Below are 22,420 nucleotides of genomic sequence, written 5' to 3' on the forward strand. Positions count from 1 at the left end.
CTCACCCCTTGAGCCCGGTGGTGGCGATGCCCTCGACGAAGTACCGCTGGCCGGCCAGGAAGATCACCACGATCGGCAGGACCGACAGCACCGAGCCCGTCATGATCAGGGCGTGCTCGGCGTTGTACTCGTTGATGAACGACTTCAGGCCGATCTGCAGGGTCCACAGGTCGGGGCTGCGCAGGTAGAGCAGCGGTCCCAGGTAGTCGTTCCAGGTGTTGACCAGGGTGATCAGGGTGAGGCTGGCCAGCGCCGGCACCGAGAGCGGCAGCATGATCCGGCGCCAGATGCCGTACTCGCTCATCCCGTCGATGCGGGCCGCGTCGACCAGCTCGTCCGGGATCGACTCGTAGAACTGCTTCATCATGAAGACGCCGAGCGCACCGAACGCCTGCAGCGCGACGATCGACCACAGGGTGTCGGTGAGCTGCAGCTTCGACATCATGATGAACTGCGGGATCATGTAGGACTGCCACGGCACGGCCAGCGTGCCGATGTAGGCCAGGAACAGCACGTCCCGGCCCGGGAAGGTGATCTTCGAGAAGCCGTACGCCGCGAAGCTGCCGGTCAGCACCTGCAGCGTGGTGACGATCGCGGACAGCAGCACGGTGTTGCCGATCCACGTGGTGATGTCCGACCTGGTCCAGATGTCGAGGTAGTTGCGCCACACCGGCTCGGCCGGCAGCCACTGGATCGGGATGCTGAACACGTCGTTGTTGCTCTTCAGCGACGACGACAGCATCCAGTAGAACGGCAGCAGCACGGCGACCGCGGCGACGGCCAGTGCCACGTACCCGAGGATCCGCAGCGGGCCGGGCGCCTTCCGGCGGGGTTTCAGGGTGGTCATCACTCGCTCCGGCGCTTGTTGACGAGGAACTGCACGATCGTCACGAGGAAGCAGATGGCGAACAGCACGATGGAGACCGCCGACGCGTAGCCGAACTCGTTCTCCTCGAAGCCCTTCTTGTAGATGTACTGCGACAGCACCAGCGTGGACTGGCCCGGTCCGCCGTCGGTCATCACCAGGATCAGGTCGAAGACCTTGAAGCTGCCGATGGTGAGCAGCACGGTGATGAAGAAGGTGGTAGGGCGCAGGCCGGGCAGGGTGACCGCCCGGAAGCGCTGCCAGGCGTTCGCGCCGTCGACCTTGGCGGCCTCGTACAGCTGGCCGGGGATGGTCTGCAGGCCGGCCAGGAACAGCAGCATGTAGTAGCCCATGTCGCGCCAGGTGCCGACCAGGATCACCGCCGGCATCGAAGCGTCCGCCGAGGTCGTCCAGCCGGGCGGGTTCTCGACGCCGACGAACCGCAGCAACTCGTTGATCGGCCCGTACGTCGGGCTGAACAGCATGTTCCACACCTGGGCGATCGCCACGATCGACGTGATGTACGGGAAGAACGCCACCGTCCGGAAGAACGCCACCCCGCGCAGCCTGCGGTTGAGCAGCATCGCCAGCCCGAGCGAGACCGCCAGGGTCAGCGGGATGTGGAACGCCGCGTAGTAGAGCGTGTTGGTCAGCGCCGTCCAGAAACTGGAGTCGCCGAGCATCCGCTCGAAGTTGTCCAGGCCGCTCCACTCGGCACCGCCGAAGACGCTCCAGTCGGTGAAGGCGTAGTAGAAGAGCAGGATCACCGGGACCAGCGTCAGCAGCAGGAAGCCGGTGAAGTTCGGCAGCAGGAAACTCAGCCCCACCACGGTGTTGCGCACCATCACCCGGCCGCGTCGGCGGCGGGCCACGGGCATCGTCGTCATCGTCGCTCCCTGTCGTACCGGCCGGCCCGGCGCTCGTGCACGCCGGGCCGGGCGGGGGTCACTTGCTCAGGACCTCGTTCTTGGCACGGTCCTGGGCCTCGGTGATCGCCTGGTCGATCGGCGTGGCACCGGACAGGACGGCGGTGTGCAGGTCGTTGAGGACGTTCTGCAGGCCGGCCGTGTACTTGCCCACCGGGTTCTCCGGCTTGGTGTCGTGGGTGGCGAAGGCGAACTTGGACAGGTCGTCCTGCGGGATGCCGTCCAGCTGGAAGAACGTGTCGGTGACCGCGGCGCTGTCGGCCGGGGTGATGCCGATGCCGGCCAGGGACTTCGCGGCGTCGACGCCGGCGGCGTACGCGAGGAACTTCTTGGCGGCCTCGGCCTTGCGGTCGCTGACCTTGGGGTTGATGCCCAGACCGGTCGGGTCGGCGAAGGTGACCGGGACGGCCGCCGTGCCGGTGGTGGCCTTGGTCTGCTGCGGCGCCGGGGCGATGCCCCACTCGAACTTGTCGGCGTCACCGCTGGTCTGCTGGCTGCGCAGCGTCGCCATGTACCAGGAGCCCATCACCAGCATCGCGGACTGCTGCTTGCCGAACTGGGCCTGGTAGGTGAGGCTGTTGGTGGTGGCGTCACCCAGCTTGACCTGCGCGCCCGCGTTCTGCAGGTCCAGCGACCGCTCGTAGTACGGCTTCAGGTAGGAGAAGTCGCCGCTCTCCAGGCTCGCCCCGGCGGTCTGCGCGAGCGCGAAGCTCTGCACGGTGGACTGCCAGGTGTGCTGGTACGTCCCGAGCGCCTTGTCGCCGGCGCCCTTGAGCTTGGTGGTCAGCTCCTTGGCCGCGGCCGCGTAGTCGTCCCAGGTCCACGAGCCGTCCGGCTGCTTGACGCCGGCCTTGTCGAACAGCGCCTTGTTGTAGTACAGCACCCAGGAGTCCTGCCGGTACGGGATCGCCCAGGTCTTGCCGTCCACCTGGTACGCGCTGAGCCCGCCCACATTCGCGCCCAGCGATCCCGCGATGTCGGAGACGTCGAGGAGCTGCTTGCCGTCCTGGTAGGTGTAGAAGTTCTTGAGGTTCTTCTGCACGTACACGTCGGGGGCCTTGCCGGCGGCCAGGTCGGCGATCATCTGGGTGTCGTAGTTGGTGGCGTCGTACTCCTTGAGTTCGACGGTGATGTCCGGGTTCGCGGTGTGGAAACCGTCGGCGAGGGTCTTGAACTCCGGGGTGGTGGAGAGGCTCCAGCCGGCCAGGCTGAGCGTGAGGGGACCGGTCTCGTCGGCGTCGTCGCCTCCGCCGCCGCAGCCGGACAGGACCAAGGAGAGCGCCGTGGCCGCGCCGAGGACGGCCGCGATCGAGCGTTTCATCAGTACTCCTTCACTCTTGATTCATTTATGGAGGTGTGGGTGGTCAGGCCGTCGGGCCAGACGGCCCCGACCTGCCACCCGTCATCGGTGGCGCTGATCTCCGCACGACCGCCCGGCGGGCTGACGCCGTCGCCGCGGGAGAGTTCGAGGAGCACGGCGATCCATTCGCCGGCGTCCGGGACCGGGTAGTCCAGCCACGGCACCTGGGTCGACCGGCCGAGCGGTCCGGCATCGTCGTGCGTGCTGACGCCCGGGGTAGCAGGCAGCCCGGCCAACGGAGCAAGCCCCGAACCTGTGTGTTGACTTGCGGCGTCGTAGCCGCCCGAAATCCACACGCCGGTCGGGGTGTGTTGACTTGCGGCGCCGTAGCCGCCCGAAGTCAACACACTGGTGGGGGTGGGGAGGGGCCAGCCGCTGATCCGCAGGCCGACGGCGCGCTCGGAGACGTCGTCGACGCGGACCAGGCGGATCTCCCACGGGCCGCGGACCAGGGAGTACACCGTGATCCGGCCGGCCGGTTCGAGGGTGCCGGGCCGGCCTCCGCCGTGGTCCTTCCCGGGTGCGCCCGGGTCGAGCCAGTGGGTGCGCGCGGTCGATCCGGCGATGCCGATCCGGGCCGTCGCCGGCCCTTCCAGGCCGATTCTCAGGGTACGCAGACCCGAGCGGTGCGACCGGCGTCCGTGCTCGTCGACGAGGGTCACCGACTGGTCGACCGGGTTCAGGTAGCCGTCCTCATCCAGGGTCGGCACGGTGGCCGTGGAGTAGCCGAGACGGGCGTACAGCGGGGAGTCGGCGACCGGCGCGTCCGTCACCGAGTGGTCGGTGCCGTGGTTGATCACCCGGACGATCCCGTCGGACCGGGTGCCGGAGATCAGCCAGCCGGGCGCCCGGACCGCGCGCAGCACGTCACCGGACTCCACCGGCAGCGGCTCCTCCGGCGCGCTCCACACCGGATGGTCGGCGGGCAGGGACACCCCGAGCAGGCCTTTGCCGGCCCAGTACGGCGAGCCGGGACCGGAGTACGACTGGGCCAGCCGCGGCCACGGCGCGTGCCAGCCGAGGGTGAGCAGTCCCCGCTCGTCCGGGGCGCCGCGTTCGGTGAAGTGCCGGACCACGCCGGTCGCCGCATGCCGTAACTGTCCGGGGGTCAGCGACGGGACCTCGGCGAGCACGCCGGCCCAGAACGGGGCGGCCGCGGCGAACCGGTAGATCAGGCTGCGGCCCTGCAGCAGTGGCGAGCCGTCCGCGCCGACCAGGGCGATCGCGTCGGTGAGGTACCGGTCCAGGCGCGCCACGTCGTCCGCGCGCCGGGGCTCGGCCAGGTCGGCGGCGCCGGCCATCCGGGACCAGAGCACCGGGTAGAGGTGCAGGGCCCAGCCGGCGTAGTGGTCGTACGCCCGGTGCGCGCCGTCGGCCAGCCAGCCGTCGGCGCGCCGGAACGAGTCGTGGGTGGCCAGGTCATCGGCCATCTCGGACAGTTCGTGAGGGCCGCCCACCGAACGCAGGAACGTCTGCACGACCAGGCGGAACCACACCCAGTTGATCCGCGGGTAGGTGGCGTCGCCGACGGCGTGCGCCAGGTAGTCGACCACCCGCTCCTGAGCGCCCGCGTCGAGCCGGTCCCAGATCCACGGGCGGGTCATGTCCAGGATCAGGGCGATCGAGGCCGCCTCGACCTTGGCCTGGGAGTGCTCGTCGAGACGGACCCAGCGGTCCGGGGCGTGCGGGTCGGTGCCGGTGGCGACGCCGCGGGCGTAGAAGTCGGCCAGTTCGTCGAGGCCGGCGCCCTTCTCCCCGGCGAGACGGAAGCCGGCGAGCAGGAACGTGCGGGCGAAGCCCTCCAGACCGTCGACGGCACGGCCGTATCCGCCCTCGGCGCCGGGCAACGTGATCAGGGCGTTGCCGGGTGACGCGTACGGGCGGGCGGAGGCGATCAGGTGGTCGGTGAGGCCGAGCCAGGCGGCACGGTCCCATCGGTGGGGGTCGCTGGGGACGGGGGTCGAGGGGAACACGCGTCACGCTCCGAGGGGGCCGGGCGGTGATGTCGACGAGGTGAACGGCTCGGTTTCCGGGAAGTAAAACGCTCACAAACGACCATGTCAATGAGAAGTTCGCTCGCAGAGCGCCAAAAATGATCGCGTACGTCCCTGAGCTGCATTGATATCCTCGACTGGCCTGACATTCGGACGCAGTGGACTCTTTCCGGCGTCGATCCGATGTCAACAGGCGGTTAAAAGTGATCTAATGCGATCACAAACGATCGCCACCGGAGGTGACCGCAGCATGCACGGCCCGTTGTCCACGGCGTGGCTCGCCACCGGCCGCACCCTGGCCCCACCCGGGGCGAGCCTGCCCGTCCCGACGGCCACCGACCGTGACGTGTGGGATCCGTCCGTCGTGGACCCGGCGACACTGTCCCGGATCAGGGACCGGGCCCTCGCCTCCCGGGGCACGCCCTGGGCCGCCCCGCTCGGCCACCTGTTCGCCCGGTACTTCCGGGACGGCGACCGGGCCGTCTACGAACAGGCGATCTACGACCGGCAGGACCGCCTCACCCGGGCCGCGATCATGGCGGCGGTGACGCGCGAACCCGAGTGGCTGGACGAGGTCACCGACGGCGTCGTCCTGCTCTGCGAGCAGAGCACCTGGTGCTGGCCGGCACACGACGACACGTACACGCGGCACGGCTCGATGCTGCCGACGGCCGACGACCCGTTCCTCGACCTCGGCGCCGGCGAGGTCGCCGGACAGCTCGCCTGGCTCGACCACCTGCTCGGCGAGCAGCTCGACGCGTACGTGCCGGGGCTACGGGCCCGGATCCGGCTCGAGGCCGACCGGCGGGTGTTCACGCCGTTCGAGCAGCGCCGCGACTGGCACTGGCTCGGACTCGACGGCGACGTGCACAACTGGAACCCGTGGATCCACGGCAACGTCCTGACCGGAGCCCTGCAGCTGGTGGCGTCCCCGGGCCGGCGGGCCGCACTGGTGGACCTGATCGTCGAAGGACTCGACCGCTACGTGGCCTCGCTGCCCGCGGACGGGGCGATCGACGAGGGGTACGCGTACTGGTGGAACGGCGCGTGCCGCCTGCTGGAAGCCGCGGAGCTGCTGGCCGACGCGTCCGGGGCGGACGTCCCGTGGTCCACGTTCGCGGCGGTCGTCGCGTTTCCGCACCGGATGCACCTGGGCGGGGACTGGTATCTCAACCACGCCGACGGACCGGCCCGGCCACCCCGGGAACAGCCGTGGGCGGCCCTGCACCGGATGGCGCTGCGGATCGGGGACCCGGCGGCGACGGCGCACGCGGCCGTCCATCGTGACCATTCGTCGCCGGTGGCGGACGAGCGTCAAGGGTTCGGGCGGCTGCTCCAGGCGCTGACCTCGCCGGCCTGGCTCGCCGCGACACCACCATCGCCCACCCCGCCCGCGGACATGTGGTTTGCGTCCACGCAGGTGATGCTCGCCCGGGCCGGCCGTCTGGCCCTCGCGGTCAAGGGCGGGCACAACGGCGAGCACCACAACCACAACGACGTGGGCAGTGTCGTGGTGGCCCTGGGCGGCGTGCCGGTGGTCGTCGATCCGGGGCGGCCCACGTACACCGCGCAGACGTTCGGTCCCCGCCGCTACGAGATCTGGACCATGCAGAGCACGTGGCACAGCACGGTGTCGATCGGGGGCGTCGCGCAAGGGCACGGTCGCGGGTTCGCCGCCTCGGAGGCAGCCAGTGAGAGGTGTGGCTCGTACCATGAAATGGTCTTGAACGTGAAGGACGCCTACCCGGCGGCGGGGATTCACCGCTGGCTCCGGACGGCCCGTCTTTCCCGCTCCCCCGAGACGGTCACTCTTCGCGACAGCTGGGATCTCGATCCGTCCCTGACCGGCAGCGTGATCCACCTGGTCCTCGCCGGTGCGGTCACCCTGGCACCGGGCCGTGCCGAAGTGACCGCGCTCGACGGCGCGGGCACTCTTCTGATCAGCTGGGATCCGGCCGGGACCAGCGCCGCGCTGCTCCCCCGCACGCTCGACGACCCGATGCTGAGCGACGTGTGGGGCGCACGTCTCACCCGGCTGGACATCGACGTCAGCGGGCTCGGGCCGATCGGTACTCTCGAACTGACTCTGAAGGAGCAGCGGTGAGCAACCCCGACAAGCGCGGCCCTCTGCAGGTCGCGCGCCGAGCCCGCCTGCTCGAGGCCCTGCAGCGCGACGGCGTGCTGCGCATCTCCGACCTGACCGACGCGCTCGGCGCCGCCGCCGTGACGATCCGCCGCGACATCGCCCAGATGGCGTCCGAAGGCCTGGTCCGGCGGGTGCACGGCGGCGTCGCCCTGCCCGACGCCGAGGAGACGCCGCTGTCGTCACCGGCCGCCGGCATCGCGATCGGGATGCTGGTGCCGTCGCTCGACTACTACTATCCGCACGTCGCCCGGGGCGCCGAGGAGGCGGCCCGCGAGCTGGACATGCGGATCGTGCTGCGCGGCTCCTCCTACGACACCCAGGACGACCGGCCTCAACTGGCCCGCCTCGTCGACCAGGGTGTGAGCGCGCTGGTGGTGGCACCCCGGATGGACGCCCCGACCAGCGGCGACACCATCGAGTGGCTGGTCTCCACCGGCCTGCCGGTGGTGCTGCTGGAACGCACCGCGACCGCCGGCCCGCACCACGCGGTCCTGGAGTCCGTGGTGACCGACCACGCGCTGGGCGCGGCGATGGCCGTCCGCCACCTCGCCTCGCTGGGCCACCGCAAGGTCGGCGTGATACTGGCCGCCCCCAGCCCGACCCGCCCGCACGTCCGGCGCGGCTGGCGCGAGGCCGCCGAGGAGTGCGGTCTCGACATCACGGACACCGTGGACGCCCTGGTCCCGGACGCGAAGTCGCCGGACTGCAAGGCCGCCCTGGACCGCGCCCTGGACCAGGCCCTGGCCAGCGGCACCACGGCCCTGCTGGTGCACGCCGACGCGGAGGCGATAGCGCTGGTCCAGCGCTGCGAGGAGCGCCACCTGTCGGTCCCCGGCGACCTGTCGGTGATCGCCTACGACGACGAGGTGGCCGGACTGTTCAGCCCGGCGCTGACAGCGGTCCGCCCGCCCCGCCGCTCGATCGGCCGGGCCGCGGTACGCCTGGCCGCCGACCGCCTCGCCGACCCGGGACGCCCCACCCACCGGGTCGTGATCAGCCCGTCCCTGCACCTGCGCGACTCGGTCACACCACCGCGGTGATCGCCGCCCGCCTCTCCCGTTACGGAGACGCCGAACTGTCGGTGCTGCTCCGGACCGCATCGGAGCACGGCGCCGGGGTGGGCGGCGGCTCGTCGACACTCGACGTCGACGGCGTGCCGGTGTTCGTCAAACGGATCCCGATCACCGACCGGGAACTGGCGCACCCGCACGACACGGCGAACCTGTTCGACCTGCCGGCCCGCCACCAGTACGGCATGTACCGCCTGCCCGCCCCGACCTTCAACGCGTGGCGTGAACTGGCCCTTTCCCCGCGGCTCCACCACTGGCGGGTGCTGCCCGGCCGCCCGCCGGTCGCCGCCGAACACCGCGACATCGACGCGGTGGTCGCCCAGTTCGGCGGCGACCCGGCGATCCGGGCCCGGCTCGAGGCGCTGGCGGCCGCCACGGCGAGCCTGGTGCTGTTCTCCGAATACCTCCCCGACGGGCTGCCCCGATGGCTGAGCGACCCGGTCACCAACGCCGCCGCCGTCGAACGCCAGCTGTTCGCGCTGGTGGACTCCCTCCGGGAGCGCCGGCTGCTGCACCTGGACGCCCACTTCGGCAACATCCGGGCCGACGACGACCGGCTCTACCTGGTCGACTTCGGACTCGCCACCTCACCGGACTTCGACCTGTCCGGCCCGGAACGCGACTTCGTCGCCTCTCACGGTGGTCACGACGCCGACTATGCTTCGATGCGGCTGGTGAACTGGCTGGTCACCACGGTGTGCGGGGCGCCGGCCGCTCCCCTGGCCCGCAACCGGTTCATCCGCGACGGCCGCCTCCCCGCGGGCGTGCCGGAGCAGGTGGCCGACATCGTCGCCCGGCACGCTCCGACCGCGTCCCGGATGAACGACTTCTGCGCCCGGCTGTACGACGGCGACCTGACCGCCGTCTATCCGGGGTAGAGCGGCGAGTTCTGCGCCTCCAACCGTCGGCTGTCCAGGCGTTCCTCGTCGATGGTGTAGGCGATGACCTCGACCCGGATCGTCGACGGTTTCGCGGGCAGGCACACGCTGTAGGTGGCGGCGCCGCGCTTCGGCACCTCGAGGGTTTCGGCGGCTACTTTGCGGCCCGCGTACACCCGGTAGCGGACGAACTCGGCCTTGCGCGTCGTCGACTCGATCTCCACGATGGTCTGCCCCTTCGAACAGACCCAGCTGCCGGCGAACGCGGCCGCGCGTGCCTGGCGGATGTCCCGTTTACCGCCGACGCTCTTGTCTTCGGCGCTCGCGGTGTCAGCCATTCCGATGAGCCCCGTAGCGGCGACGGCTAGGACGATCAGGACTCGGGCGACACGGTTCAAGGGAGCCTCCTGCGGCCGGGCGGGCTTGCGACCTCCAGTCTCAGCCCCGTACCGGATCGGACCCGACAGGCCGGACGGCACGTCGGTGTGCTTTCCCGCCTACCGGCATCAGGGCGACTCACCGAGCCAGCCCTTGATCCACTCGTTGAGGCCGGGGTCCGTCAGCGAGCTGACGACCACATCGGCGGGCAACTCCTGATGGGCGAGGGTCGGCACTCCGATCACCGGGACAGCCGCGGCTCGCGCGGACCTGAGACCGGTGATCGAATCCTCGAACGCCAGTGCCCGATCCGGCAGGACACCAAGCCGTTCACAGGCGACGAGGTAGAGGTCAGGCGCCGGCTTGGGTGAGGTCACCTCGTCGGCGGCGACACTGACCGCGAAGGCGTCGGTGAAGCCACCACGGGCGAGCGCCACGTCGAGCAGCCGGCGCGGCGAGTTGCTGGCCACCGCGACCGGCACCGCCCTGGCCGCCAGGTCGACGATGGCGTGCGCACCGGTCATGGCCTCCGCGGTGGACCCTACGATCTCCACCACCAACGAGTACAGTTCCTCGGCCAGGTTCGCGGCGTTGCCGGTCTCGCCGAACGCCGTCGCCATCGCCGCACCGGCGTCCGCGACGGACTTGCCGATGACCAGTGCCTTCTGCTCCGGGCCGAACGGCAGGCCGCGGCGCGCGAAGATCGCGGTTTCCGCGACCGTCCAGCACGGTTCGGTGTCCATCAACAGGCCGTCGCAGTCGAAGACCACCGCGTCCGGTCGCCATGTGCGGAACGCCCGATCGAACAACTCGGTGCCGGCGGGCACGCCCTCGGTGTGGTGGATCACAGGCCTCTCCCTTGTCTCCGGTGCGGAATCCTGCGGAGTCACCATTGGAACCGGACCTACCGTGCTGGTGGTCGGCGGGGGTACCGACGCGATCGCCGACCAGGCGTCAGCCACCAGGCGTCAGCCACCAGGCGTCAGCCCCCGGCCGGGCTCGGTGTCATCGCCTCGACGAGGGTGAGCAGCCCCTGCCGGACGGCGGCCCAGACGGGTCGCTCCGGTTTGACGAGACGCCTGGGCCGGGCGCCATCGATGATCTGCCGTTTCGGCCGTCGCGGCGGACGACCTCGCCGTGGATCCGCAGACACCGCGGGTTCCAGCACCGCCCACTGAGCCTCAGTGAGATCGTGTCGCCTCGCTGCCGCCACCCTGGGCACGAAAGGTGTCTCAATCATCGCGGGCCGGTCGACGACCAGGAGCCGCACTGGGAACGGCCGTCGACCCGGTCACCGTGGGTGGACACCAACCCTAGGTGAGGGCGGGGGCCGGGGTCAGCGTGCGGATGCCCCGGCTCACCGTGGCGGCCACCGCGGAGACCATCACCGCCACGGCGAAGAGCACGGTGGCCGCCGTGGCGTTCCAGGTGCTCGTCAGCACGCCCGCCAGCAGCGGGGCGACCGCCGCGGCCGACGTCGCGAACAGGAAGATCACGCTGATGACGCGGCCCTGCAGGTGGTCGGGGGTGATCGCGGCCTGGTACCCGAAGAGGGCCGCGTTGCAGGCCGGCGCCAGCACCATCATCACCGCCACCGGGACCGCCGCGGCGATGCTTCCGGTCAGCAGGGCGCTGAGCAGGAACAGCCCTGCCGCCGCCCAGCAGATCGTCCGGACCAGCGGTCCGAGGCCCAGCCGGCGTTGCAGCGTCGGGGCTGCGATCGCTCCGATCAGGCCGCCGACGCCGATCATCGTCTCGGTCAGGCCGATCACCGCGGGGGCGACGCCGCGCTGCTGGAGGGCGATCACGATGGTGAAGAGGATGCCGGTGATTGCGAAGTTCAGCGGGGCGGCGATGACCAGGACCGCGCGCAGGAACGGGTCGCCGAAGACGAAGCGGAGACCGGTCGTCAAACCGCCGGGCGTCTGTGAGCGCTCCTCCTGGAGCGGACGGCGGATCAGCGCGACGCTGATCAGGGAGCCCAGGTAGGTCAGGGCGTTGCCGAGGAACGGCACGGCGTGACCGAGGCCGAACAGCAGACCACCGGCGGACGGGCCGACCAGTCCGACCGCGAAGCCGCGGGCCTCGTTGCGGGCCACCGCGTCCGGCAGTTGGGCCGCCGGAACGATGCTGCGCAGGGCGGCGTGTTCGGCGGTGCTGAACAGGGTGCTACCCGCCGCGTCCAGCACCGCGACCAGGATGATCGCGGGGAGCCCGGCGGAGCCGGTGAGCACGGCCAGGCCGAGGGCGGCGAAGGCCAGCAGCCGGGTCAGGTCGACGAGCAGCATGGCGCGGCGGCGGTTGACCCGGTCGACGAGCAGGCCCACCGGGAGGCGGCAGAGCAGGGCGGTGACCGCGGCGATCGTGCCGACCGCCCCGGCCTGCAGCGGCGAGCCGGTCAACGCCAGGACCAGCAGCGGGAACGCCAGGGCCGAGACGGCGCTGCCGAACGCGGAGAGGACCTGGCCGCCCCAGAGCAGGTTGAAGTCCCGGTTGCGCCACAGGCTGGTGCTCATTGGACGGGCCGGTAGGGGTAGGCCTGCACCATCACGACCACGGTCTCGGTGTCCGGTGCCGGCTCGACCTCGTAGGAGTCGATCAGCTCCCGCATGGCAGTGCGCAGTTCGGCCAATCGTGAAGGGGTGGTCCGGATCGCCGTGTCACCGAAACCACCGGCGGCCTGCCACTCGGCGCTCCACTCGCCGCGGGCTGCCTGGTCGCGGTAGGTCTCGACCACGTCGTCCCAGACCCGGCGGGCCGCCCGGTTCAGCGCGCGGATCACGTCCGCGCTGCCGGGGCCCAGCTCGTCCGGGTCGTCGGGCCAGGAGGTGGTCTCCTGGGACGCCTTCCACCAGCGTTCCCGGCCGCGGGCGCCGCGGCCCAGTTCGGGCGCGTCCTCGACGAAGCCGTGTTTGTTGAGCAGGCGCAGGTGGTGGCTGGTCTGGCCGCTGTCGGTGCCGAGACGGCGGGCCAGCAGCGCGGACGTGGCCGGACCGTCGATGCGCAGGGATCCGAGGATCCGCATGCGCATCGGGTGGGCCAGGGCGCGCAGGGCGTCCACTTCGGGCATGTGCTCGGTCATGCAGCGCAGAATATTTAATGCATACGATGTTATGCAATAGTGAGAGCCATGGATGACGGGTTCATGACACGAGGGCACCGCCCCGTTTCCAGCAGCCGGGGAAGGCGATCCGGTCCTTGCCGATCCCCCCGCTCACCGGTGAGGTGCCGGCGGATCCGGGTCACCGACCCGGCGGTCCGGGCCGGTGACGACCACTTCGTCACCGGGGCGGGCGGCCGGCGCCCAGGCCGACGCCGGCGACGACGTGCTGACCCAGGTCGCGCCGACCAGGCGATGTACCGGGCCACGACCTCATCCCAGGATCACCTCCCGCGTCCACCGCAGCGTCGTGTCACCGCACCCCTCGACGGCCGGACTGCCGATCACCAGGTCGGCCGCGAGCCGGCGCGGCTGCCAGCCACCAGCGATGCTGTAGCGGGCGTCCAGGACCGACGCGGTGAACCGCCAGGTGCCCCGGGCTGCGGCGTCGTCGCAGATCAGCTCGCCCCGGGGCAGCTCGCCCTCGGCCGTCCACGTCTCGCCGGTCAGCACCATCGGCGCCGGGACCCGGCCGGTCCAGCCGTCCACGCCGACACAGACCGGGATGCCGTCGCAGCCGGTCAGGCGTACCGTCGCGGTGCTGAAACCGGCGCAGTCCTGAAAGTTCTCGCACTCGGCGATCGCCAGCTCGAAGGTGTCCTTGCCGGCCGTGCTCAACGCGGCGGGGATGCTCGCCGCGGAGACGTCCACGGTCTGCTCCCGGGCCGCCCGCAGCGCCTGCTCGGTCCGTGACAGCCGGTCCCGCAACGCGTCGGTCCGGCTCTCGGTGCGACGGGCCGCCTCCACCCGCATCACGGCGGTGACGACCGACCCCAGACAGACCACCATCATGGCCGCGAACAGCACGACGATCACCCGTAGCGAACTCATCCTAGGTCCACATCATGATCAGGCCGGACAGGCAGCCGGCCAGCACGAGCGACATCAGCAACGCGACCTTCCGGTACCGGCGGCGCTCGGCCGGGGTGGGCGGCGACGGCGGCGGCGGTGGCGACGGCAACGGCGACGGCACCGGCGGCGGGGTGATCTCTCGCAGTCGCTCGCGGAGGGTGCGTTCCAGGTCGTCGGGCGGGGCGTCACCCGGCGGGCGCTCCCAGCCGGTGACGCTGACCTCGCCGACCCCGGACTCGGGCAGGTGCACCAGGCGCGGATCGGGCCCGGCGTGCCGCAGACCGAAACGCTCCTCGAGGTCGTCGCGCAGGGTGATCCAGCGGGCCAGCAACTCCTCCAGTTCGGCCGGGCCGAGACGGTTCAGCCGGTCGGCGAGGGTCGGGCCGGGCAGCTCGGAGTGCACCAGCACCGGCAGGTGCCGTTCGTCGTCGAGGGTGAGGCCGCGGTCGTACCAGCGGGGCACCACCACCTCGGCCGGCAGTCCGCCCCGGGCCCGCAGCCCGGACAGCATGTCGCAGCGTTCCCGCAGGCCACCGGCGGGCTGATCGACGAAACAGTCGACCACCCGCGACCCGGCCGCGGTCGCCAGCCGGAACGACACGCTCTCTCCGGAGAGCCGGGCCGCCGCCGGCCGGTTGCCGCCGTCCACGACCAGCCAGCCGTCGCAGATCTCCGACGAACTGAACGCCGGCCGCCGTCCGGGATCCTCGGTGCTCTCCCCCGCGTCCAGCGCCTTCACCACCACCGTCTCGATCAGGCAGGTGCGGCGCAGCGGCGCGATCCGCCGCAGGCTCCCGTCCGGCAGACGCTCGGCCAGCGAGATCGTCCAGCGGAACCCGATCCGCCCACCCGGGAGTGCCCACCCGGGCATCTGCCGCCGCGGCGCCAGGAAGCGGCCACCGGATGCCAGATCCAGGCCGCCGGGCGGCAGCGCGGGCAACCAGTTCATCGCCATCCGGTGGGCGTGCCCGCCGGGATCCGGCATCGCCGGCACCACCTCGACCCCGTCGACCACCACCGGGCGCCCGGACCGGTTGGTCACCACCGGCGACGGCAGCGCCACGATCATCCGCCCACCGTCCAGGCGGAACACCCGGCGCGCGACCCCGTCGCTCCCCCCGGCGAACTCCAGCTCCACGTCCAGCCGGCTCCGCACCCTCGTATCCACGCTCATGAGCAGCCTCCGACGCCTCGAAGAAGACCCCCGGCGATCCCGCCACCTCGACCTTAAGGCCGGAAAACCCCCGGTTTCGTCGCCCTTCAGAGGGATTGCCGTCCTTCATTTCCGGTACGCGGAAAGCACCGTCCCGTGTCCGTCCTCGACCCGGCCCCGTGCCACCCGACCGGATGATCACCCGGTCGGACGGATGTCGCCGCGTCCGGCCGCGGGACCCGGTTCGCGCTCCCCATGCTGGTCGCACCGCGCGCCGCCACGGCCGCCACCGAGGGGAAGTCAGAGACGCATGCCCGTTCGTTTGTCCAGCCGCCGAGTCCTCGCCCTGGTCGTGGCGCCGATGCTGGCCGTGGCCGCCGGGGTCCCCGCCCTGGCCGCCCCGGCGTCCCCGGAGCCCGGGCGGCACCGCCCCAGCTGGCTGTGGCGGTGGTTCGGTGTCGCCCTGCCCTCCAGCACCTGCGACGACCCGGTGCCGGTCGGCAAGGCCGCTCCGACGATCCGGGTGGAACGTCTCGCGTCGCTCCAGTTCTGCTTCACCGGGTTCGCGCCGGGCGACGAACCCCGGTTGCACCTGCCCACCCCCGACGGCGGCAGCACCGAGTGGCCGGGCCGGCGCCACGGGAACGTCTGGACCTGGTCCTGGGAGACCGAGGACGTCGCCACCGTCCTGCCCCGGCCCGGCACCTACCGGTTCCGGGTGACGGCCCCGCATTCCCCCACCGGCACCGGTCGCATCGTGGTGCGGCCCGCCTCCCGTCCCCATGCGATCTTCACCGAGAACCTGCTGTTCGGCAGCACGGTGACCGCTACGGCGGTCGGGTACCGCCCCGGCGCCCCCATCCTGGCGAGCGTCTACAGCAACCGCCAGGGTGAGCGGCTGCGCCTGATCGAGGATCTGCCGCCGGTGATCGCCGATCGTTTCGGCGAGGGCATCGTCCGCTGGAGCGTGCCGTTCTCCCCGGCCCCCGAGGGCTACATGCTGCTGCTCGAGCCGATCGACCCGAACAATCCGAACGAGTGTTTCCAAGACCTCTGCGCCGGGATCGGGGGCGACTATTGAGCCGCCGGACGGTGCCGCGGCCCTCTCCCGAGGCGCCCTCGCCGGAGCCGCGGGTCACGCTCCTCGACGGGCTGATCAAGTACGCGGTGCCGCTGCTCGGCGTCGTCGGCGCCGTCCTGTTCGGGACGCTGCGCCTCGCCTACGTCTTCTTCTACCAGCCGCTGCGGGCCACCCCGGAGGAGGTCGGGTACGGCTACCTGGAAGTTCTGTCCAGCCAGTTGGCCGGCACCGTGGAGCTGGTGCTGCTGCTCACCACGGTCCTGATGGCGACCGCCCTCGGCGCCACCGCCCTGCGCCACACCGCCGGAGGCCGCTGGCGGGCGGCCCTCGCCGCGCCGAGCCGGGCGGCCCTCACCCGCCTGGCGCGACGCTGCGCCCTCGCCGCACTGATCGTCGTGCTGGCCCTGCTTCCCGTGCTCGCCTGGCTGTTCGGCACCGAGGCCCGGCACGGCTCCGCGGTCCGCAACATCTACCTGCTGCGGTTCGTCCGGATCCCGGTGCTGGCCGTCCAGGCCAGCCCGGCAACGGTCACCTGGACCGCGCCGTCGCGTCCCGGCCTGCCGGAGATGAGCGGGTGCCTGCTCTATCTGGGACAGTCCGGCGGCATCACGGTGTTCTACGACGTCGCCGACCAGGAGAGCATCCGGGTGCCGTCGGTCCAGATCATGGTGAATCTGCCCTACGCGGAGGCCGTCCCCGCGACATGCGTCCCGGCCGACCGGTAAGACCGTCTCCCTCCGGTCAGCCGGCTCGGCGCCCCGGAATCCGGAAACCGTGCGCGGTCAACCGGCTGTTCTTCGTGGTCACCCAGGCCCGGTGGGTGAGCTGACCGGGCGACCTCAGGCCCCAGCCGCGGATCGCGGCCAGCGCCAGATCGGCGACCTGGTGCCCGCCGGCAGAGCCGGGCGGCAGGGTGATGCCGGGGATGCCGTTTCCGGCCGTGGTGGTGATCGTGGACTCGCCCCAGACCTCCAGGTGGACCTCGTCCGCGGCGAACCGGCCCTGCACGAAATTCTCACTCTCGCCCGGCGGGGACACCGCCCAGATCAGCGACGGGATGTAGCGGGAGTGGGTGGGCACGTCGGCGCCGAACGAGGCGAACAGCTCCCGCAGCGCCTTGTCGAAGTCCTCCCAGGTGTGGACCTCCTTCAGGTCGTACACCATCGTGCCGAGCAGGGTGCGGGACTGCGGCGACGTGGTGTCCGGGTCGAGGTTCCACAGGTCGTCCGGCTCGTACCACTCGTCGTACTCGAACCTCTTGTATTCCTCGGTCTCCGACGCGTCGCGGGGCAGCACGTCGACCAGCACGCGGCTCTCGCCACGCTCCCGGCGGCCCCACCGCTCACGGGACACCTTGATCCGCACCTCCGGGAGCCGCCACGACGCCCAGGCACCTGGGCCGCCGACCAGCGAGGGCTCACCGACGACGGCGATCAGCGCGTCCATCACCGACCGGTGCAGCGCCTCGATCTCGGCGTCCGGCACGGTCTGCGTCACCCGGGCGCTCTTGCCGTCCTGGTAGCCATACCACCGCTCGTGCTCGCCGGCCAGCTCGATGTGGACGGTGGCCGGGCCTGCCGTGTCGACGAGGAGACCGGGCCACTGCCCCTTCTCGCCGGTGATCCGCCACCCGGACTCGGTCACGACCCGCTCGAGATCCGCCCGCGTCCACTTCCCGAAATCCCGTTCGGCGAGCGCCGCCGCCACCTGTGCCGTGTCCATGTCGAAGATCATTCCAAAGGGGTACGACAGTTCCGGCGGTCCCCTCAGCCCCGGCCGGTGCCCCGTGACGTGGCGGGCACGCTGTCCGGCCGATGGCGCTCCTGCTCGTCACCGCGGTAGGAGAGATATCCGAACACCAGGCCGACGACGGTGAGGAGCACCGAGATCAGGGCGACCGCCCCGTTGAACGTCGGATGCCGGAAGAGGCCGAACCGGCCCGCGTCCCCGCTGCCGTCGTCGTCGCCCAGCCGTAGTTCGAGCGTCCGGACGTCCGCCCCGGAGTGCACCAGGTCCCGGTCCGCCTTACGTTCCACGCCGTCGAGCAGGCGCCCGATCGGGAACTCGACGATCAGTCCCTGCGGGATCACCGCCTCCCGTCCGGCCGCCTCCAGGTTCAGCAGGTGGTGGTACGGCACCCACACGCCGGGATGCTCCGGCACCGGCACCTGCTCGTCCCCGGCCAGCCCCGGCAACGTCTGCTCGATCTTGCGCAGCTCGGCCCGGATCGCGGTGAGCAGGCCCCGGCGGCCGTTCTCCGGGCCGGACACCTTGATGGTGAGCACCGCGTCCTCGTGGTCGACCCGGATCAGCGCCCGGTTGTTGTCCATCGCGAGCACCACGCCGGTACGCCAGACCGTCGACCTGCTGATCAGGTGGTGCAGCCGGACGATCAGCCGGCCGATCACACTGGTCGGCAGGATCCCGTACCGGACGGTGAAGTGCAGGGAGCCCGCCCAGGAACCGGTGTCCGGCTCCTCCTTGGTCAGCAGGTCCGGGATCAGGAAAACCTCGTCCGACTCGTAGCAGAGCTCGAACTTCTTCATCATCGCGATGATGAACGGCCGCTTGTCCGGCCAGTAGTCCCCCTCGCCGAGGACGGCGTCGATGTCCGCCCAGGAGAGCAGCCCGCGCGCCTGGGCGGCCCGGTGCGAGTTGAGCAGGTGGTAGACCCCGCCGGTGACCCAGCTCGGATTGAGGATGTTGGTGTCCCGGAGCCGGTTGTCGTTGCGGAAGCAGAGGACCGTGCCGAGGTCGTGCAGGAACTCGACGAGCACCTCCTGCGACTCCGCCGTGTTCACCCCGTGCCGCCGGCACAGCTCCTGGTACTCACTGAACGGCAGGTAGTCGTCGTCGAGCTTCTCCAGGTGCTGTTTGACGTCGAAGAAGGAGGCGGGCAGCAGGTCCCGCACGTGTTTCAGGTCGCCGATCGCCCGGCTCAGCGACGCCCCCAGCTCGTCGATGCCGACGCCGGCGGCACACGACGTCTCCACGATGTCCACGATGTTGGGGTACTTGCGCCGCAGACCGGGCTTGTCGACGTCCAGCCCGAACTTCTCGCACTTGTTGCCGACCAGGATCACCGGCGACCGTTCCGACAGGCCCTGGATGAGCTTCAGCCAGTACTCGATCCGGTTCTGCTCCTCGCTCTGCCGCGCGTCCACCACCAGCAGGTAGACACTGCGCCGGGTGAGGAAGAACTGGTGGGTGGCGTGCATGATCTCCTGGCCGCCGAAGTCCCACAGGTTCACCGCGATCGCGGACGGCTCGGCTTGGAGGTCCCAGCGGGTCACGTCGATGCCCTCGGTCTTGCGCTCGTCCGGGTCGTAGTCGCCGCGGGTCAGCCGCCGGATCAGTGAGCTCTTGCCGACCGAGCCCTCCCCGACCACGAGCAGCTTGGCCTCGTTCAGCGGGCGCTGGTCCTGCCGGGTCCGGGCGAGGTATTCGCCGATGTGGTCCGGGCTGGCCGGCCGGGACAGGATCTCCGGCGGAATCGTCAGCCGGTTGCCGGCCAGCCCCAGATAGGACATCCCGGCAAGCCTGCCCGGATCGACCGCGATGCTGTCGATCCGATTTCCCGCCGCGTTCAGCGACACCAGCGACGGAATCTCGAAAACACTTCGCGGCAGTCTCGTCAACCGATTCCCGGAGATCAACAATCCACGGAGTCCGGTCAGCTTTCCGACACCCTCGGGAAGATCGGCGATCCGCTGCCCGGAGAAGTCGATCCATTCGATCAGCGGAAGATCGAAGAGCCAGTCCGGGATTCTTCCGATCTCTCCGCGGCCCGGCATGACCGCCGATCCGGACAGCCGGGTGAGCCGGTGGAGATCCGGCCGCCGATGGTGGGACTGCGGATCGAATCCGGCGCTGTAGGTGCCGGCATGACTCACATCGATCGTGCGGAGCCCGGTCAGCCGTCGTACCGACTGCGGAACCACTTTCAGGTTGGTCCCCGGTGCGACCAGATGCTCCAGACTCTTCGGCAGATGAAGCCGGGCCGCGGCACCGAGCGCGTTGAACCCGACGTCGAGCGCGGTCAGGTTCGCGAGGTCACGCAACGTGTAGGGAAGGTCCTCCAGCTGGCAGTCGGAGACCACGAGGCTCTCCAGCACGGCGAGCCGGCGGATGTCGTCGGGGAGGACACCCAGCGGAACACCGGACAGGCCCAGGTGACGCAGTCGCGGCATCTCCAGGACCAGCCGGGGGAACCCAGGAAGGGGATTGTTGGCCAGGTCCAGCGTCTCGATGCCGAGTTCCACGATCCAATCCGGGACGGATCCGACGCCGCAGTTGACCATTTTCACCGTGTGCAGGCGGCGAATCTTGAGTATCTCCGGCGGGAATTCGCCGATGGCCTGACCCTCCATCACGAATTCCCCGGTCCGCCGGGCGGTCTGCAATGATTCGTGAAGTCGGTACATGATGGTGTCGATGTCGGAACTCCGGAATTAATATCGGATGGCCGCACGGGTTTTGACGCGTCATCCTACGCACGGAATTCACCGGACAGAACAGGCAACGAGCGCCGGTATCGCGGGGACACCCGTTCCGGGGACATACGGCGAACGCCCGGTATTCGGCATTCGCGGGCGGGCGTCGCCGGTGGGGTGTTCACCACCGGCGACGGGGCGCCCCACCGACCCCGGCTCTCGCCGCCGCCGAGGCTCCGGCGTCAGTACGTCCACTTCTGGTGGTCGGCGCCGGTGCACTCCCAGATCTGCGCGGGTACGCCGTCCGCCGTGCTCGCGTCCGGCACGTCCACACATTTGATCGCCCAGAGGTTCACCAGGTCGTCGGAGCTGTTGTAGTCCCACTGCTGACTGATCCCGCCGGTGCAGGTGGCCAGTTGCAGGACGGTGCCGTCGGACGTACTGGAGATCTGCGCGCACTTGCCGCGTACCCGCATGGTCCCGTCGGCGGGATGGGTGAACCTCTGGGCCGTGGAGCCGGTGCAGGACCAGAGTTCGAGGCGGCCGGTGACGGCCGGGGCGTGCAGGCAGGTGCCGGTGCCGATGCTGCGGACCACCCGCCCGGAGGACGCCGCCGTGGTGGTCGTCGTGGCCGCGGCCGGCTTCCCCGACGCCTTGGCGGTGGTCGTGACGGACGCCTTCGGTGTGGTCCCGGACGGGGGCGGCGCGGTGACCGGCCGTCCGGGTCTGGCACCGCCCGCTGCGGTACGTGACGGACGGCCCGTCGGGTCGGCGGTGGCGACCGGCGCTCCGGCCGGCCCGGGAGCCGACACCACCCAGGTGGCACCACCGGCGGGCACGTCCGCGTCCGGGCCGGACAGCGCCTCGGTGATCGCGGGCTGAGCGGCCACGCCGCCGCCGACCAGGGCTGCGGCGAGCAGGATCACCAGGCTGCGACGGCTGAGGTTGCGGCGTCTGCCGGGCGGCGGTTCCGGGGTGATCGCGGGCGGGGTCGCGTCCGGATCGGCCTGCGGACGGGTGCGGGGCGCCGGCGGCCGCCCCGCCACCGGCAGGGACATCGAGGGCGCGGAGAGCGGATCGACGGGGGCGGGCGGTTTCGGACTCTCACCCAGCGGGATCGGGCGCGCGGGGGCCGGGGTCACTGCGGCGCCGGGTTCGGCGAACGTCGGCCCCTGGAAGCCGGGCAGCGATCCGGCGGCGCCCGCCCCCAGTGCCGCCTGCAGCAGGCGTTCGGCGGTCTCCGCGTCGGCCCGGTGCCGCGGATCGCGCTGCAGCAGCCCGATCAGCGCCGGGCGCAGGGCACCGGCGCGGGCCGGCGGCGGCGGCAACTCGGTGGCCAGGGCCGCGAGGGTGGCCATCGGTGACGACTTCGCGTACGGCGGTTTGCCCTCGACCGCCGCGTACAGCGTCGCCCCGAGCGACCACAGGTCGGCGGCCGGACCGGTCTCCTGGTCCAGGGCGCGTTCCGGGGCCAGGTAGGACGGCGACCCGAGGACGACGCCGGTGCTGGTCATGCTGGAGTCGCCGGCCGCGGTGGCCAGACCGAAGTCGGTCAGTACCACCCGGCCGTCGTGGGCGATCAGCACGTTCGCCGGTTTCACGTCCCGGTGCAGCAGGCCGGCCCGGTGCGCGGCCCGCAGCGCGGCGAGCACCCCGAGCCCGACCCGGGCCACCCGCTCCGGGGGCATCGGGCCTTCGGCGCGGACCAGGTCGTACAGCGAGCGGGACGGCACCAGCTCCATGACGATCCACGGTTCGCCGCCGTGGAAGACCACGTCGTAGACCCGGACCACGTTGGGCGCGTCGAGGCGGGCGATGGCGCGGGCCTCCCGGATCACCCGGTCGCGCAGGGTACGGACCTCGTTCTCGCTGAGGCCGGGCTGCGGGGCCAGTTCCTTGATCGCCACGTCGCGGCCGAGCAGCTCGTCGCGGGCGGACCAGACACGGCCCATGCCGCCCTGGCCCAAGGCGCCTACCAGGCGGTAACGTTCGGCGATCAGATGCGGGTTCCTGTCGTGCACTGCGGCACGGTATCGGCGCGGATCGTCCGGGCACACGCGGCGCGCGCCGGCCCGTTGACGTCCACACGACGTCAATCCCTTGTCGATCATCGCCTGCCTGCGG

18 protein-coding genes are annotated in these 22,420 nt (G+C 71.1%); 5 read left to right on the forward strand and 13 right to left on the reverse strand.

The window, feature by feature from the left end; translation table 11 throughout:
- Window position 1: 1 nt before the first annotated feature.
- The 4 genes from WH85_RS07640 to WH85_RS07655 are packed head-to-tail and all read right to left on the reverse strand — an operon-like array spanning window position 2 to window position 5,124.
- Window positions 2–847: a carbohydrate ABC transporter permease gene (locus WH85_RS07640; RefSeq protein ID WP_045741165.1), complete on the reverse strand. Its 846-nt coding sequence runs from the start codon at window positions 845–847 to the stop codon at window positions 2–4.
- On the reverse strand, window positions 847–1,752 hold the full coding sequence (locus WH85_RS07645; protein WP_045741017.1) for a carbohydrate ABC transporter permease: 906 nt from the start codon (window positions 1,750–1,752) through the stop codon (window positions 847–849). Before WH85_RS07645 ends, WH85_RS07640 begins: the two co-directional genes overlap by 1 nt.
- Before the next feature lie 58 nt (window positions 1,753–1,810).
- Complete coding sequence (locus tag WH85_RS07650; protein ID WP_045741018.1) at window positions 1,811–3,112, reverse strand: ABC transporter substrate-binding protein; 1,302 nt, start codon at window positions 3,110–3,112, stop codon at window positions 1,811–1,813.
- The gene (locus tag WH85_RS07655) at window positions 3,112–5,124 is read right to left on the reverse strand and encodes a DUF2264 domain-containing protein (RefSeq protein ID WP_045741019.1); all 2,013 of its coding nucleotides are present in this window, start codon (window positions 5,122–5,124) and stop codon (window positions 3,112–3,114) included. The genes WH85_RS07650 and WH85_RS07655 overlap by 1 nt, the downstream gene beginning before the upstream one ends.
- Window positions 5,125–5,356: 232 nt before the next feature.
- Here WH85_RS07655 and WH85_RS07660 point away from each other — a divergent pair, with 232 nt between their 5' ends.
- From WH85_RS07660 to WH85_RS07670, 3 genes are read left to right on the forward strand one after another with little or no spacing between them, the layout of a single operon-like run.
- Window positions 5,357–7,249 (forward strand): heparinase II/III domain-containing protein, encoded by a 1,893-nt coding sequence (locus WH85_RS07660; protein ID WP_052720234.1) that lies wholly within the window; start codon window positions 5,357–5,359, stop codon window positions 7,247–7,249.
- Window positions 7,246–8,331, forward strand: a complete 1,086-nt coding sequence (locus WH85_RS07665; protein ID WP_052720235.1) for a substrate-binding domain-containing protein — start codon at window positions 7,246–7,248, stop codon at window positions 8,329–8,331. Before WH85_RS07660 ends, WH85_RS07665 begins: the two co-directional genes overlap by 4 nt.
- Window positions 8,328–9,239: a phosphotransferase gene (locus tag WH85_RS07670; RefSeq protein ID WP_052720236.1), complete on the forward strand. Its 912-nt coding sequence runs from the start codon at window positions 8,328–8,330 to the stop codon at window positions 9,237–9,239. Before WH85_RS07665 ends, WH85_RS07670 begins: the two co-directional genes overlap by 4 nt.
- On the opposite strand, the gene WH85_RS07675 is transcribed toward WH85_RS07670, so the two are convergent.
- From WH85_RS07675 to WH85_RS07700, 6 genes are all read right to left on the reverse strand, one after another.
- A complete protein-coding gene (locus tag WH85_RS07675) occupies window positions 9,227–9,577 on the reverse strand; it encodes a hypothetical protein (protein WP_045741020.1) in 351 nt (116 codons plus the stop codon). The genes WH85_RS07670 and WH85_RS07675 overlap by 13 nt on opposite strands.
- Window positions 9,578–9,745: 168 nt before the next feature.
- Window positions 9,746–10,465 (reverse strand): HAD family hydrolase, encoded by a 720-nt coding sequence (locus WH85_RS07680; RefSeq protein ID WP_245673849.1) that lies wholly within the window; start codon window positions 10,463–10,465, stop codon window positions 9,746–9,748.
- A gap of 465 nt (window positions 10,466–10,930) precedes the next feature.
- Window positions 10,931–12,133: an MFS transporter gene (locus WH85_RS07685; RefSeq protein ID WP_045741021.1), complete on the reverse strand. Its 1,203-nt coding sequence runs from the start codon at window positions 12,131–12,133 to the stop codon at window positions 10,931–10,933.
- Window positions 12,130–12,699 (reverse strand): helix-turn-helix domain-containing protein, encoded by a 570-nt coding sequence (locus WH85_RS07690; RefSeq protein ID WP_045741022.1) that lies wholly within the window; start codon window positions 12,697–12,699, stop codon window positions 12,130–12,132. The genes WH85_RS07685 and WH85_RS07690 overlap by 4 nt, the downstream gene beginning before the upstream one ends.
- Window positions 12,700–12,990: 291 nt before the next feature.
- Entirely contained in the window at window positions 12,991–13,608 is a 618-nt protein-coding gene (locus tag WH85_RS07695) for a hypothetical protein (RefSeq protein WP_045741023.1), read from the reverse strand.
- Between the two features lies 1 nt (window position 13,609).
- Window positions 13,610–14,803, reverse strand: coding sequence for a hypothetical protein (locus WH85_RS07700; protein ID WP_157410877.1), 1,194 nt, complete (start codon window positions 14,801–14,803; stop codon window positions 13,610–13,612).
- Window positions 14,804–15,092: 289 nt separating this feature from the next.
- Between WH85_RS07700 and WH85_RS07705 the strand changes: the two genes are divergently transcribed.
- Both WH85_RS07705 and WH85_RS07710 read left to right on the forward strand, forming a co-directional pair.
- The gene (locus WH85_RS07705; protein WP_157410878.1) at window positions 15,093–15,863 is read left to right on the forward strand and encodes a hypothetical protein; all 771 of its coding nucleotides are present in this window, start codon (window positions 15,093–15,095) and stop codon (window positions 15,861–15,863) included.
- 11 nt (window positions 15,864–15,874) lie between these two features.
- Window positions 15,875–16,588 (forward strand): hypothetical protein, encoded by a 714-nt coding sequence (locus WH85_RS07710; RefSeq protein WP_045741026.1) that lies wholly within the window; start codon window positions 15,875–15,877, stop codon window positions 16,586–16,588.
- Between the two features lie 16 nt (window positions 16,589–16,604).
- On the opposite strand, the gene WH85_RS07715 is transcribed toward WH85_RS07710, so the two are convergent.
- From WH85_RS07715 to WH85_RS07725, 3 genes are all read right to left on the reverse strand, one after another.
- Window positions 16,605–17,585, reverse strand: coding sequence for a hypothetical protein (locus WH85_RS07715; RefSeq protein WP_157410879.1), 981 nt, complete (start codon window positions 17,583–17,585; stop codon window positions 16,605–16,607).
- A 44-nt stretch (window positions 17,586–17,629) separates the two neighbouring features.
- A complete protein-coding gene (locus WH85_RS53685) occupies window positions 17,630–20,233 on the reverse strand; it encodes a COR domain-containing protein (protein WP_169792421.1) in 2,604 nt (867 codons plus the stop codon).
- Window positions 20,234–20,538: 305 nt separating this feature from the next.
- On the reverse strand, window positions 20,539–22,317 hold the full coding sequence (locus WH85_RS07725; RefSeq protein WP_052720237.1) for a serine/threonine protein kinase: 1,779 nt from the start codon (window positions 22,315–22,317) through the stop codon (window positions 20,539–20,541).
- Between the last annotated feature and the right edge of the window lie 103 nt (window positions 22,318–22,420).

This window comes from Actinoplanes rectilineatus (assembly GCF_000962825.1).
GTDB lineage: Bacteria > Actinomycetota > Actinomycetes > Mycobacteriales > Micromonosporaceae > Actinoplanes > Actinoplanes rectilineatus.